Annotated in this window: 11 protein-coding genes; 9 read left to right on the top strand and 2 right to left on the bottom strand. The window is 65.7% G+C overall.

Annotation, left to right across the window (positions count from 1 at the left end; translation table 11 throughout):
* Nucleotides 1-96 precede the first annotated feature (96 nt).
* The 4 genes from C7449_RS18600 (at nt 97) to C7449_RS18615 (ending at nt 4,643) form a co-directional block, all read left to right on the top strand.
* The gene (locus C7449_RS18600; RefSeq protein ID WP_374828212.1) at nt 97-1,113 is read left to right on the top strand and encodes an ABC transporter permease; all 1,017 of its coding nucleotides are present in this window, start codon (nt 97-99) and stop codon (nt 1,111-1,113) included.
* Nucleotides 1,110-1,937 carry an ABC transporter permease gene (locus tag C7449_RS18605; RefSeq protein WP_108004397.1) on the top strand — a complete coding sequence of 276 codons (828 nt, stop codon included), beginning with the start codon at nt 1,110-1,112 and terminating at the stop codon, nt 1,935-1,937. Before C7449_RS18600 ends, C7449_RS18605 begins: the two co-directional genes overlap by 4 nt.
* A complete protein-coding gene (locus C7449_RS18610; protein WP_108004398.1) occupies nt 1,930-3,558 on the top strand; it encodes an ABC transporter ATP-binding protein in 1,629 nt (542 codons plus the stop codon). Before C7449_RS18605 ends, C7449_RS18610 begins: the two co-directional genes overlap by 8 nt.
* A 92-nt stretch (nt 3,559-3,650) precedes the next feature.
* Nucleotides 3,651-4,643 carry a threo-3-hydroxy-L-aspartate ammonia-lyase gene (locus tag C7449_RS18615; RefSeq protein WP_108004399.1) on the top strand — a complete coding sequence of 331 codons (993 nt, stop codon included), beginning with the start codon at nt 3,651-3,653 and terminating at the stop codon, nt 4,641-4,643.
* A gap of 5 nt (nt 4,644-4,648) precedes the next feature.
* Here the strand turns inward: C7449_RS18615 and C7449_RS18620 are convergent, their stop codons facing one another.
* Entirely contained in the window at nt 4,649-5,443 is a 795-nt protein-coding gene (locus C7449_RS18620) for a helix-turn-helix domain-containing protein (RefSeq protein ID WP_108004400.1), read from the bottom strand.
* Nucleotides 5,444-5,570: 127 nt separating this feature from the next.
* Between C7449_RS18620 and C7449_RS18625 the strand changes: the two genes are divergently transcribed.
* The 3 genes from C7449_RS18625 (at nt 5,571) to C7449_RS18635 (ending at nt 10,027) form a co-directional block, all read left to right on the top strand.
* Nucleotides 5,571-7,160, top strand: coding sequence for an ABC transporter substrate-binding protein (locus C7449_RS18625; RefSeq protein WP_108004401.1), 1,590 nt, complete (start codon nt 5,571-5,573; stop codon nt 7,158-7,160).
* Between the two features lie 19 nt (nt 7,161-7,179).
* Nucleotides 7,180-9,180 carry a CocE/NonD family hydrolase gene (locus C7449_RS18630; RefSeq protein WP_108004467.1) on the top strand — a complete coding sequence of 667 codons (2,001 nt, stop codon included), beginning with the start codon at nt 7,180-7,182 and terminating at the stop codon, nt 9,178-9,180.
* Between the two features lie 376 nt (nt 9,181-9,556).
* The gene (locus C7449_RS18635) at nt 9,557-10,027 is read left to right on the top strand and encodes an SRPBCC family protein (RefSeq protein WP_108004402.1); all 471 of its coding nucleotides are present in this window, start codon (nt 9,557-9,559) and stop codon (nt 10,025-10,027) included.
* Nucleotides 10,028-10,034: 7 nt separating this feature from the next.
* On the opposite strand, the gene C7449_RS18640 is transcribed toward C7449_RS18635, so the two are convergent.
* Entirely contained in the window at nt 10,035-10,448 is a 414-nt protein-coding gene (locus tag C7449_RS18640) for an ACT domain-containing protein (protein ID WP_108004403.1), read from the bottom strand.
* Between the two features lie 397 nt (nt 10,449-10,845).
* Here C7449_RS18640 and C7449_RS18645 point away from each other — a divergent pair, with 397 nt between their 5' ends.
* Together C7449_RS18645 and C7449_RS18650 are read left to right on the top strand one after the other, a co-directional pair.
* Nucleotides 10,846-11,754, top strand: a complete 909-nt coding sequence (locus C7449_RS18645; RefSeq protein ID WP_108004404.1) for a LysR family transcriptional regulator — start codon at nt 10,846-10,848, stop codon at nt 11,752-11,754.
* 211 nt (nt 11,755-11,965) lie between these two features.
* Nucleotides 11,966-13,126, top strand: a complete 1,161-nt coding sequence (locus C7449_RS18650) for an ABC transporter substrate-binding protein (RefSeq protein WP_108004405.1) — start codon at nt 11,966-11,968, stop codon at nt 13,124-13,126.
* Nucleotides 13,127-13,276: the final 150 nt, after the last annotated feature.

The raw sequence follows: 13,276 nt of genomic DNA on the forward strand, positions 1-13,276 counted from the left end.
ACGCCGGGTCCGGACCTGGCGACGGCGGCGGCTGCGGGTGAAAGCCCGCAGTCCGACGGCGTCGCCGGGCCGGACTCGCCCACAGGAAAGACGACTTTGCATACCAGCATACCCAATGACCGGGGCACCCTTTCACCCTGGGGACGTTTCAACAGGCGCAGCCCGCTGGCGGCGCTCATTCTGCAGCGGCTCGCTCTCAGCATTGCGCTTCTTTTCGCCGTATCGCTGCTCATCTTCGGCGGCGTCGAGGCACTGCCCGGCGACTTCGCCACCACCTATCTGGGCCAGTCCGCAACCCCGCAGGCGGTTGCCAACATCCGCAAGGACCTCGGCCTCGACCAGCCGGCGACAACGCGCTACGTCCACTGGCTGGGCGGCGCCCTGCAGGGCGATTTCGGCACATCCTGGGCCTCGCGGCAGTCGGTCAGCGAACAGATCGGCAAGCGGCTCGGCAACTCGCTGTTCCTCGCCTTCTTCGCGGCCATCATTTCCATTCCGCTTGCGGTCATCCTAGGGATGCTGGCGGTGCAGTTCAGGGACCGCATGCCGGACAAGATCATCAACGTGATCTCGCTGGCCGCCATCTCCCTGCCGGAGTTCTTCGTCGGTTATCTCCTCATCCTGTTCTTCGCCGTGCAGATGGGCGTGGCCACCTTCCCGGCGACCGTCTACGACACGATGACGCTGGGCGAGCGGCTGTCGGCGATCGCGCTGCCCACGGCGACGCTGGTGCTGGTCGTCCTCGCCCACATGATGCGGATGACCCGCGCCGCGATCCTCAACGTCATGTCGTCGGCCTATGTCGAGACGGCGGAACTGAAGGGGCTGAGCGGGCTGACGATCATCGCCCGACATGCCGCGCCGAATGCGGTGGCGCCGGTGATCAACGTCATCGCGCTGAACCTCGCCTACCTCGTCGTCGGGGTGGTCGTCGTCGAGGTGGTGTTCGTCTATCCGGGCATGGGCCAGTACATGGTTGATGCCGTGACGGTGCGCGACATGCCGGTGGTGCAGGCCTGCGGCCTGATCTTTGCCGCCTTCTACATCTTCCTGAACATGATGGCCGACATCCTCGCCATCATCGCCAATCCCAGACTGAGGCATCCGCGATGAGGCTCCGCTCCATTCCCGTCAGCGCATGGGTCGGCATGGCAGGCATCGCCCTCGCTCTGGTCTGTGCAATCTTCGCCCCCTGGCTTGCCCCGCACGGGGAAAGCGAGATCGTCGGCGACATCTGGCAGCCGATGGGCGGCCAATTTTTGCTCGGCACCGACAACCTCGGCCGCGACCTACTTTCGCGGCTGATCTTCGGTGCGCGCACGACGATCTTCGTGGCGCTTGCGGCAACGGTGCTGTCCTTCTCGCTCGGCATGCTGTTGAGCTTTACGGCCGCCGTCACCGGCGGGCTGGTCGACCAGACCTTCTCGCGCTTCAACGACCTGATGATGGCGATCCCGACGCTGATCTTCGCGCTGGTGGTGCTTGCCGTGCTGCCGCAGCAGCTGTGGATCCTGATCCTGGTGATGGCGGTGCTCGATTCCACCCGTGTCTACCGCATCGGCCGCGCCGTGGCGCTCGACGTCGCTGTCATGGAATTCGTCGAGGCGGCACGGCTGCGCGGCGAGGGCACCGGCTGGATCATCTTCCGTGAGATCCTGCCAAACACGCTGTCGCCGCTCCTGGCCGAATTCGGCCTGCGCTTCGCCTTCTCGATCCTGTTCCTCTCCACCCTCTCCTTCCTCGGCCTCGGCATCCAGCCGCCGGCAGCCGACTGGGGCGGCATGGTCAAGGACAACAAGGACGGCATCATCTTCGGCATTTCCGCAGCGCTGGTCCCGGGTGCCGCGATCGCCATCCTCACCATCTGCGTCAACCTCGTCGTCGACTGGCTGATGAAGCGAACCTCCAGCCTCAAGGGAGGACGCGGCGATGCCTGACCTTCTCTCCGTCCGCGATCTCAAGATCGAGGCCACCAGCTATCCGCCCGGCGAACCGCCGAAGACCGTGACACTCGTCGAAGGGGTCTCCTTCGACGTGCAGAAGGGCAAGGTGATCGGCCTGATCGGCGAGTCCGGCGCCGGCAAGTCGACGATCGGCCTGACGGCGCTCGCCTATGGCCGCGGCGGCGTGCGCATCACCGGCGGCGAGGTGAAGCTGAACGGCCAGGACCTCCTGAAGCTCAGCCCGTCCGGCATCCGCCAGGTGCGGGGCGCCAAGGTCTGCTACGTCGCCCAGTCCGCGGCGGCCGCCTTCAATCCTGCGCATCGCCTCGGCGACCAGGTGATCGAGGCGACCCTGAAGCACGGCATCATGAGCCGCGCTGAGGCGGAGAAGCGGGCGATTTATCTCTTCCGCGTGCTCGGCCTGCCCAATCCCGAGACCTTCGGTGAGCGTTATCCGCACCAGGTCTCCGGCGGCCAGCTGCAGCGCGCCATGACAGCGATGGCGCTCTGCCCCAATCCGGAACTGATCGTCTTCGACGAACCGACGACCGCGCTCGACGTGACGACGCAGATCGACGTGCTGGCCGCGATCAAGCACGCGATCGAGGAAACAAACACTGCGGCGATCTACATCACCCACGATCTTGCCGTCGTCGCCCAAATCACCGACGACATCCTCGTGCTCCGGCACGGCAAGATGGTCGAGTACGGCTCGGTCCGGCAGATCATCGAGGCGCCGACCCAGGACTACACGCGGGCCCTCGTCAACGTGCGCGGAAGCCGCCGCGACGAGGCCCCCGACCAGTCCGACACGCTCCTGAAGATCGACAACGTCACCGCCGGCTATGGCGGCTTCAAGGTGCTGCACGACATCTCGCTGCACCTGCCCAAGGGCCAGACGCTCGCGGTCGTCGGCGAAAGCGGCTCGGGCAAGTCGACGCTTGCCCGCGTCGTCACCGGCCTGTTGCCACCGATGCAGGGCAGCGTCAGCTTCGGCGGGAAAACCCTGCCGCCGGCGCTGAAGGGGCGCTCGCGCGACGAGTTGCGCCGCATCCAGATGATCTATCAGATGGCAGATACGGCGATGAACCCGCGCCAGACGGTGCGCGACATCGTCGGCCGGCCGCTGTCCTTCTATTTCGGCACGCACGGCAGGGAGAAGACCGAGCGCGTCAAGGAACTGCTCGACCAGATCGAGATGGGCGAACGCTTCCTCGACCGCTACCCGGCCGAGCTTTCCGGCGGGCAGAAGCAGCGCGTGGCGATCGCCCGCGCGCTTGCGGCGAAACCCGAACTGATCCTCTGCGACGAGCCGACGTCGGCGCTCGACCCGCTGGTGGCCGAAGGTATCCTGAAGCTGCTCCTGAAGCTGCAGGAGGACACGCAGGTCTCCTACATGTTCATCACCCACGACATTGCGATCGGGCTGGCGATCGCCGATTCGGTCGCCGTGATGCACCGCGGCCGCCTCGTCCGCTTCGGGCCGAAGTCGAAGGTGCTGTCGCCGCCCTTCGACGACTATACCGACCTGCTGCTGAAGTCGGTTCCGGAAATGGAGATCGGCTGGCTGGAGAAAGTGCTGAAGACGCGGCGGATGGAGAGCGCGGGGAACTGAGTTTCCCGCGATCTGATCTCCCTTCCGATCATGACGTACCGGGACGTTTGCGCCCCGGTACGCGCCCGAACTGTGACGACGCGGAGGATCCGATGAACGACGGCAGCAGCGGCCAGGGACGTTCCCTTCACATTCCGTCCTTCGACGACGTGCTCACTGCGCGGGCAAGGATCGAGGGCGTCGCACACCGCACCCCGGTCCTGACGTCGCGGACCGCCGATACCAGCGCCGGCGCGACGGTATACTTCAAGGCGGAAACGCTGCAGCGCGTCGGCGCCTTCAAGTTTCGCGGCGCCTACAACGCCATAGCCGCCCTCCCCGCCGAGCAGCGCCGGAACGGGGTCGTGGCCTTTTCTTCCGGCAACCATGCCCAGGCGATCGCGCTCGCCGCGCAAATGCAGGGCGTTCCGGCGACGATCGTCATGCCGCAGGACGCACCGGCCATGAAGCTGGCGGCGACCAAAGGCTACGGCGCCGAGATCGTCCTCTACGACCGTTACACCGAGGATCGCCAGGCGATCAGCGACAGGATCGCCCGCGAACGCGGCGCCGCCCTGATCCCCCCTTACGATCATCCGGACGTGATCGCCGGACAGGGCACGGCGGCGCTCGAACTGATCGAGGACGCCGGCCCGCTCGACATGCTGGTGGTGCCGCTCGGCGGGGGCGGACTTCTCGGTGGCTCGGCGCTTGCGGCCAAGGCGCTTTTGCCGGGTTGCGCCGTCTACGGCGTGGAACCGGAAGCCGGCAACGACGGCCAGCAATCACTCGAACGCGGCGAGGTGGTGCACATCCCCGTGCCGACATCGATTGCCGACGGCGCGCTTACCACCCACATTGGCCACCACAATTTCCCGATCCTGCGGGACAAGGTCGACGGCATCGTTACCGTTTCCGATGCGCAACTGGTCGAGACGATGCGCTTCTTCGCCGAGCGCATGAAGATCGTCGTCGAGCCGACCGGCTGTCTTGCCGCCGCGGCTGTCCTGAGCGGTAGCATCCCCTGCCGCGGCAAGCGTGTCGGCATCGTCCTTAGCGGCGGCAACGTCGACCTGAAAAGCCTCGGCACTTTTCTGGCGGGCTGAAGCCCTCAGTAATCCGCCGGCACCGTCAGCACCTCCGCGCCGGGCGTATCGAGGAAGGCCCGCACCGTCGAAGGCAATTGCCGGGAGGCGAACGAAACCACCCCGCAGCGCGCCAGCATCTGGCGCAGTTCCGGCTGCTGGCCGATGTGGCGCCAGATCATGCGCGAGGCATAAGGCAGGTTTTCCTTGCGCCAGGAGACGCCCATGGTCGTGCCGCGCAGATAGACGCGCTGGTGAACCTCGAACGGCAGCAGGATCGTCTGCGACAGCATCGGCTGGCGGCCGACGCTGCGCTCGGCGATGAAGATGCGGTTGCGCCAGAAGGTGGCGAGCCCGACATATTTCGAAAACTGCCAGATCTCCCTGTCGACGTCGCGGATCCGCTCGATCGACTTCACCCGGATGCTGCCGCTGTCCTCGTAGAGCCTGGCGCAGGAACAGACCACCAGCCCTGGCCACGAGGGCGAGATATGGTAGGTCTGGTAGTAGCCGACGTGCCGACGCAAAGCCGCCAGGTCGCCCGGAAATCCTTCCAGCAGCAAAGCCGCTTCGGATCGATCGCGGTCCGGCCGTTTCAGTCGTGCCTCGAACAGGCCGGGGGCGAGCTCGAAGTCCTGCGGCGAGAGCCCGAAGAAGGCGGCGATCCGGGCGGTATTGTGTGCCGACGGCCGCGCCTCGCCGCTGATGTAGCGATTGAACTGCTGGCGGTTGAGGCCGATTTCGCGGCAGACCTGCGAAATCGACCGCCGCGTCGCGCAGGCGACGCGCAAATTCAGCGTGAAAGCGTCGGCGTCGGCCACCCTTGATCTCCATGATTGTTCCAGCGCTAGCGTAAACTAGCGTAAGGACGCGTCAAGTCGCGAAATTGTGCGTCCGTTCCGAAGCGATAGGCTCCGGCCGAAAACACCAAGCAAAGGGAACCTTCAAATGACCGACTACACGAAACGCCCCGACGGGCTGATCGTACCCGCAAGCATCAACCGTCGCGGCTTTCTCGCCGGAACGGCCGCGCTCGGCTTGGCTGCCGGATTTGGCGCCACCATGACCGCTGGCGAAGCGCGCGCCGACGAGCCGAAGCGCGGCGGCCACCTGAAGCTCGGCTTGAAGGGCGGCGCGGCGACGGATGTGCTCGATCCCGCCACCTACACCGCCTCCGTGCTCTTCGTGATCGGCCGGCTTTGGGGCGACACCCTGGTCGAAACCGACCCGCAGACCGGTTCCGCGCTTCCGTCGATCGCCACGTCCTGGGAGCCCTCCGCCGACGCCTCCGTCTGGACCTTCAAGATCCGCGACGACGTCTCCTTCCACGACGGCAAGAAGATGACGGTTGGCGACATCATCGCCACCCTGAAGCGCCATTCGGACGAAGGCGCGAAATCCGGCGCGCTCGGCCTGATGAAGTCGATCAAGGGCATCGAGGACAAAGCCGGCGACCTCGTCATCACGCTGACGGAAGGCAATGCCGACCTGCCGCTGCTGTTCTCGGACTACCACCTCGTGATCCAGCCGAACGGCGGCCTCGACGACCCGGCCGCGGCGATCGGCACCGGACCGTACAAGCTGACGAGCTTTGAGGCGGGCGTGCGGGCCACCTTCGAGAAGAACGCCGCCGACTGGCGGAGCGACCGCGGTTATGTCGACAGCGTCGAGATCATCGTGATGAACGACGCCACGGCCCGGATCGCAGCCCTCTCCTCCGGCCAGGTGCACTTCATCAACAACATCGACCCGAAAACCGTGCCGCTTCTCAAGCGCGCGCCGAAGGTCGAGATCCTGCGCAGCGCCGGCAAGGGCTTCTACAGCTTCCTGATGCACTGCGACACGGCTCCGTTCGACAACAACGACCTGCGGCTTGCGCTCAAATATGCGATCGACCGCGAGGCGATCCTCGACCGCGTGCTCGGCGGTTTCGGGACGATCGGCAACGACTATCCGGTCAACGGCAACTACGCGCTGGCGCCGACCGACATCGAGCAGCGCGCCTATGACCCGGACAAGGCCGCCTTCCATTTCAAGAAGTCCGGCCACGACCGGCCCGTCCTGCTGCGCACCTCCGACGCGGCCTTCTCCGGCGCTGTCGATGCCGCCGTCATCTACCAGGAAAGCGCGAAGAAGGCCGGCATCGAGCTGGAAATCCGCCGGGAGCCGGAAGACGGCTACTGGACCAACGTCTGGAACGTGCAGCCGTTCTGCGCCTCCTACTGGGGCGGCCGCCCGACGCAGGATTCGCGCTACTCGACCTCCTACCTTTCGACCGCCGAGTGGAACGACACCCGCTTCAAGCGCGAGGACTTCGACAAGCTGCTGCTGCAGGCCCGCTCCGAACTCGACGAGACCAAGCGCCGGGAACTCTACCGGACCATGGCGCTAATCGTCCGCGACGAAGGCGGCCTGATCCTGCCGGTCTTCAACGACTACGTGATGGCGGCCTCCACCTCGCTCAAGGGCGTGATCAACGACATCGGCAACGACATGTCGAACGGCTATATTGGCAGCCGTGCCTGGCTGGAAGCGTGACACGGGGATGATGGAAGCAATGTCAGAACGCGACTTCACAGTCATCGAAAACGAATGGATCACGCTGGCAGACGGGACGCGGCTCGCCGCGCGCATCTGGATGCCAGAGGGCGCGGACCGGAACCCGGTCCCGGCCGTGTTCGAGTTCCTGCCTTATCGCAAGCGCGACGGAACCTGCGTGCGTGACGAATCCACCTATCCGGTCTTCGCGGCCGCCGGCATCGCCGGCGTCCGCGTCGACATCCGCGGCTCGGGCGAGTCAGACGGCGTCATCGACGGCGAATACACGCCGCTCGAACTCGCCAACGCCTGCGAACTGATCGCCTGGATCGCAGCCCAGCCGTGGTCGAACGGCTCGGTCGGCATGATGGGGATTTCCTGGGGCGGCTTCAACTGCCTGCAGGTCGCCGCCCTGAAACCGCCGGCGTTGAAGGCGGTGATCTCGATCGCCTCCACCGTCGACCGCTACAACGACGACATCCACTACAAGAACGGCACGCATCTATCCGCCCAGCTTTCGTGGGCGGCAACGATGCTCGCCTACCAGTCCCGCTCCCCCGATCCGGAAATCGTCGGCGACCGCTGGAAGGCGATGTGGCTGGAGCGGCTGGAGAACGAGCCCTTCTTCATGGAGGAGTGGCTGCAGCACCAGCGTCGCGACGCGTTCTGGAAGCACGGCTCGATCTGCGAGGATTTCGGGCGCGTCCAGGTGCCGGCGCTCGTCATCGCCGGCTGGGCGGACGGCTACCGCAACACGCCGCTGAAAGCCGTCGAGGGCCTCGGCAGCAAGGCCAAGGCGCTGATCGGTCCCTGGGTCCACAAGTATCCGCATTTCGCCTGGCCGAAGCCGCGCATGGACTTCCACGCCGAGGCGATCGCCTGGTGGAACCGCTGGCTGCGCGACGAGCAGAACGGCGCGGAAAACTGGCCGCAGGTGCGCGCCTATATCCAGGACGGCCCGAAGCCGGCGCTGCGGCGCGAGTTCGATCCCGGCTTCTGGGCAGCGAAGGCGGACTGGTCCGCCCCCGAGATGGACTGCTTCTACGCCGAGCAGTACGGCACGCTGGCGCCGGGCATGCCGATCGCTGGCGCCAAGAACCACGACCACTACCTGCGCTCGCCGCTCGACACCGGCACGATGGCCGGCGAGTGGTTCACGCTGAAGCCGGACGCCGAGATGGCGCTCGACCAGCGCATGGACGATGCCGGCTCGCTGGTGCTGGAGACGCCACCACTTGCCGAGGCGCACGACTATCTCGGCCAGCCGGTGCTGGACCTGGAGGTCGCCTGCGACGCCGAGATCGCCAATCTCTGCGCCCGGATCGTCGACGTCCATCCCGACGGCACCGCGACGCGCGTCACCTTCGGCGTGCTCAACCTGGCACACCGGGACGGCAACGCCGAGCCGAAGCCGTTGCCCAAGGGCGAGAAGGTCAAGGTCCGCCTCGTCCTCGACGCGATGGGCTACCGCTTCCGGGCCGGGCACCGCATCCGCCTGTCGCTTTCGACGTCCTACTGGCCGATGGTGCTGCCGCCGCCGGTGGATCCCGGCCTGACCGTCGACCTCGCCTCGCTCGGCCTCGCCTTGCCGAAGCTCGGCGCGCACGAGGCCGTCTCGCTTCCGGAGCCTGCCAATCCGGACCCGTTGCCGAAATACCCCGAACTCGCCCCGTCCGAATCCGGCCGCGGCGTCGAGCGCGATCTGACGAACGGGATCACGGAGTATTCGATCTACGAGGATACCGGCCTGCACGAGCACCCCGACACCGGGCTCGCCACCCGGCAGGTCCGCGACGAGCTCTGGTCGATTGCCGAAGGTGATCCGCTGTCGGCCACCGGTACGGCCACCTGGACCTGCGACATGCAGCGGGCTGGCTGGTCGGTGCGCACGCTCTCGACCGCCTCGATCGCCTGCACCGCGACCGATTGGCTGTTCTCGGCCAGTGTCCGCGCCTTCGAGGGCGAGACGCAGATCTTCGAGAAGACTTTCGAAAAGACGATCGCGCGCGACTTCATGTAACGACAGGTGGGGCGGCCGCGGCGGCCGCCCCTCACCGCGTCGGCCGCCCTGCCGGTGAACGATCGCGCTCCAACCACATAATCGTGTTCGCGGTGCGAACACGATTTCCTTCTCCGCCCCCGGATCGCCACTTTTGGGATTCAACCTCGGCCGCAATCGGGTGTCGTAGCCAGAGGCGACGCGGCACGTCGGTCAAACCCGACCACGGACAATTGGAACCTTTTATTCGGCGCGGTTGGCGTGGCTGACGCTTCGGTACGCGTATCGGCCAGCCCCCGAGCGTCGATAAGCCGGCCTCCTTCGGACGATGCAGTAACCGAAGGAGGACCTGCCGCGGGCCGCTGGTCCGCGGCGCGCCGGCATGAGGAGAATACCGATGACGATCCCGCTACGGCAAATGCCGACCGCGCAGAACACCCTCTTCATTGAACGTCATTTCGACGCGCCGCCGGCGGTGGTATTCCGGCTCTGGACGTCGCCGGACCTGCTCGCACAGTGGTGGGGGCCGCGCGATTTCGTCTCGCACTCGATCAGGATGGATTTCCGCATCGACGGCCGCTGGAGCGCCGTCGTTCGTTCCCCGCGTGGCGAGGAGTCCGCCATGTCCGGCACCTATCGCGACATCGTCACGGACCGTCGAATCGCCTTCAGCTTCAGAAGCGATGCCGACAGCCGGGATACTCGTATCGTGGCCACATTCGAGGCCGTCAACAACACAACACGACTGGGATTCCATCAATCGCCGTTTGACAGCGAAAACGAACGCGAAGCGTATGGGCAGACCTGGGGCGAATGCTTCGATCGCCTGGAATCATACCTGCTGCGCGAGCACTGGGACGGCAGCTGAACCGGCGCTAGGCTCCGCAGCCGTTTCGCGAAACCGCCTTCAATGTTTGCAGCGCGCGGTCCGCATCCGCCGCAGGGACGAAGATGTGGTCGTGGTGGTACGCCGCAACGACGTTGGCGCTGATCCCTGCCCGCGTCAGTGCCCCGGCCACCGTTGCTGTCAGGCCGACCGCCTCGAGCGACGAATGCACGGCGAGCGTGATCATCCGCATCGGTGCGCTCCGCTCCATGCCGTTTTCGGCTGCAGCCTCCTCCGGCAGGATCAATGTCAGTCCTTCCGCCTCGCGGAAGGTGCCGACGGGCTTGAGGTGAAGCAAAGGCTCGGCCTGCTCCGGCGGCACGGTGCAGAACACGAAGGTGCCCTCCCGCAATTGCGGCTCCATCTCCGCCAACAGGCGGTCCAGGTCGGTGATCCCGCTCATCGCGACAGCCTGCTAGAAAAATGCGTCATCGGCTTGCACGGCACGGCAAATGCGATTCCCGCGCCTGAACATCGGACGTGGAAGGCGAGCATCCCCGGCTCGGTCGGCGATGCTTTCGGTTGTATGGCGGTCATGCGTTCTCCTGGCCGCGGGCGCCTCCCATCAGGTCGCGTGCAGCCTGCGTGCTGCAATCTATGTCCTAAGATGCGGCAGAATCCCATCGCAATTTGCGGGGCAACCACCATAGCGCTCCGCCCCATACGGTCCGGTTAGCAAGACCCCGCGCTGCCGGAAACGCCACCGGCGGCAAAACGACACCGCGGCGTGATGGCGGCTTCCGGCGCCCAAACGAGGCGCCGCTTGCCTCCTGGCGCGCCCGCGTATTAACTGCCGCTCCATGGCTTTCACCCTTCGACAGTTGCAGTATTTCGTCGCCGTCGCCGAACAGGGCTCCGTCACCCGCGCGGCGCAGATCCTGTCGATCTCGCAATCCTCGATCACCGAAGCCGTGAAGGAGCTTGAGAGCGATCTCGGCGTGGAACTGTTCGAGCGCCATCCGCGCGGCCTGACGACGACCCACAACGGCCACCAGTTCCTGCGCCACGCGACGAAGATACTCGCCGGCGTTTCCGATGCCCGCCGCTCGTTTTCGGACAACCGTGCATCCGAGAAGGGACAGCTCAATCTCGGCGTCACCTCGCTCGTGGCGGGATACGTTCTCTCCGACCTGCTCGCCCGCTACCGCCGCGCCTTTCCCGGCATCGAGGTCAGCGCCATCGAAGACAATGGCTCCTATCTCGAGCATCTCCTGATCGGTGGCGAACTCGACGTCGCCGTCATGGTCATCTCCAACCTGCGCGACCGGATGGCACTGCAGGCCGAGATCATCGAGACCTCGCCCTACAGGCTCTGGTTGCCCCTCGGCCATCCGCTCGTCTCCGCCGAGATCATCTCCATCGGCGACATCGCCAGGGAACCGCTGATCATGCTGACGGTCGACGAGATCGAGGAGAACACCGGGAAACTGCTTTCCGCCCTCGGCGCCCGCCCGCACGTCGCCTTCCGGACCCGCTCGGTCGAGGCGGTGCGCAGCCTGGTCGCCACCGGTGCCGGCATCGCACTGTTGCCCGACCTCGTCTACCGGCCCTGGTCGCTGGAAGGGGACCGCATCGAAAGCCGCGACGTCTCCGGCTCCCTTCCGGTCGTGCAGGTCGGGATGGTCTGGCGCAAGGGATCGGGCCTGCCGCAGTCCGCCCGCGACTTCGTCGGCATTGCCGAGGCGCTGCGGAGCGGCCGCGGCCGGTAGCAGAAATCCGCGAACGGGATCAGCGCCACGGACAAGGTCCGGCGTTGACGGCCCGGCCAACGGCCATTCAGAAAACCCTGATACATTACCGACGTTTCGGAATTTCCGATATCGATTTTCTGATTAATGGATTTGCGAAAGCGGCAAAAAGGGGGCACGCTTCGTTCCGGGAACAATACCGCACAACCAGCGGACAAACCGGGAGACAACCATGAAGCGATTCCTGCATTCCTGCACTGCGCTTACGCTTTCCGTCGCATTCGCCACCGCTGCCGTCGCGCAGGAGCCGCTGACGGAACTCGGCAAGGGTGAAGGCGAGGTGTCGATCGTGGCCTGGGCGGGCTACATCGAGCGCGGCGAGACCGACAAGAACTACGACTGGGTCACCGACTTCGAGAAGCAGACCGGCTGCAAGGTTTCCGTCAAGACCGCCGCCACCTCAGATGAAATGGTGGCGCTGATGAACGAGGGCGGCTTCGATCTGGTCACCGCTTCCGGCGACGCCTCCAATCGCCTGATCGCCGGCAAGCGCGTCCAGCCGATCAACACCGACCTGATCCCGAGCTGGAAGACCATCGACGAGCGCCTGCAGAACGCGCCGTGGAACACCGTCAAGGGCGTCCACTACGGCACCCCCTATCTCTGGGGTCCGAACGTCCTGATGTACAACACCGAGGTTTTCAAGGGCGAGGCCCCGAAGAGCTGGAACGTCGTGTTCGAGGAAATGACGCTGCCCGACGGCAAGTCGAACAAGGGCCGCATCCAGGCCTATGACGGCCCGATCCACATCGCCGACGCCGCCAACTACCTGATGGCGCACAAGCCGGAACTCGGCATCAAGGACCCCTACGAGCTCAACGAAGACCAGTACAAGGCGGCGCTCGACCTGCTGCGCGTGCAGCGCACTCTCGTCGGCCGCTACTGGCACGATGCGATGATCCAGATCGACGACTTCAAGAACGAGGGCGTCGTCGCCTCCGGCTCGTGGCCCTTCCAGGTCAACCTGATGCAGGCGGAAAAGCAGCCGATCGCCTCGACCTTCCCGGAGGAAGGGGTGACGGGCTGGTCGGACACGACCATGCTGCACGCCGACAGCCAGCACCCGAACTGCGCCTACATGTGGATGGAGCATTCGCTGTCGCCGAAGGTGCAGGGTGACGCCGCCGCCTGGTTCGGCGCCGTGCCGTCCGTGCCAGCCGCCTGCAAGGGCAATGCCTTGCTGGGCGACGAGGGCTGCAAGACCAACGGTTTCGAGAACTTCGACAAGATCCGGTTCTGGAAGACGCCGACGTCGAAGTGCGAGACCCAGGGCGAATGCGTGCCCTATCACCGCTGGGTGTCCGACTATATCGGCGTGATCGGCGGCCGCTGATCGCTGCTCTGCCACCTCCCCAACAGGGAGGATTGGTCCGGGCCGGGAGGGGCATTCCCTCGCTCGAACGAGAATTGTTCCCTCCCAGCCCTCACCCCCAAGCGGGGCGAGGGCAAGCAAGGGTGCGGCCTGCCCGTGCCCCCTCGCCGC

Source organism: Mycoplana dimorpha, assembly GCF_003046475.1.
GTDB classification, from domain to species: Bacteria; Pseudomonadota; Alphaproteobacteria; order Rhizobiales; family Rhizobiaceae; genus Mycoplana; species Mycoplana dimorpha.

Bases quoted from the DNA above. Each gene is read 5' to 3' on its own strand.
- C7449_RS18630 (WP_108004467.1), top strand. From the start codon at position 7,180: ATGTCAGAACGCGACTTCACAGTCATCGAAAACGAATGGATCACGCTG.
- C7449_RS18645 (WP_108004404.1), top strand. From the start codon at position 10,846: ATGGCTTTCACCCTTCGACAGTTGCAGTATTTCGTCGCCGTCGCCGAA.
- C7449_RS18625 (WP_108004401.1), top strand. From the start codon at position 5,571: ATGACCGACTACACGAAACGCCCCGACGGGCTGATCGTACCCGCAAGC.
- C7449_RS18605 (WP_108004397.1), top strand. From the start codon at position 1,110: ATGAGGCTCCGCTCCATTCCCGTCAGCGCATGGGTCGGCATGGCAGGC.
- C7449_RS18610 (WP_108004398.1), top strand. From the start codon at position 1,930: ATGCCTGACCTTCTCTCCGTCCGCGATCTCAAGATCGAGGCCACCAGC.
- C7449_RS18650 (WP_108004405.1), top strand. From the start codon at position 11,966: ATGAAGCGATTCCTGCATTCCTGCACTGCGCTTACGCTTTCCGTCGCA.
- C7449_RS18640 (WP_108004403.1), bottom strand. From the start codon at position 10,448: ATGAGCGGGATCACCGACCTGGACCGCCTGTTGGCGGAGATGGAGCCG.
- C7449_RS18615 (WP_108004399.1), top strand. From the start codon at position 3,651: ATGAACGACGGCAGCAGCGGCCAGGGACGTTCCCTTCACATTCCGTCC.
- C7449_RS18635 (WP_108004402.1), top strand. From the start codon at position 9,557: ATGACGATCCCGCTACGGCAAATGCCGACCGCGCAGAACACCCTCTTC.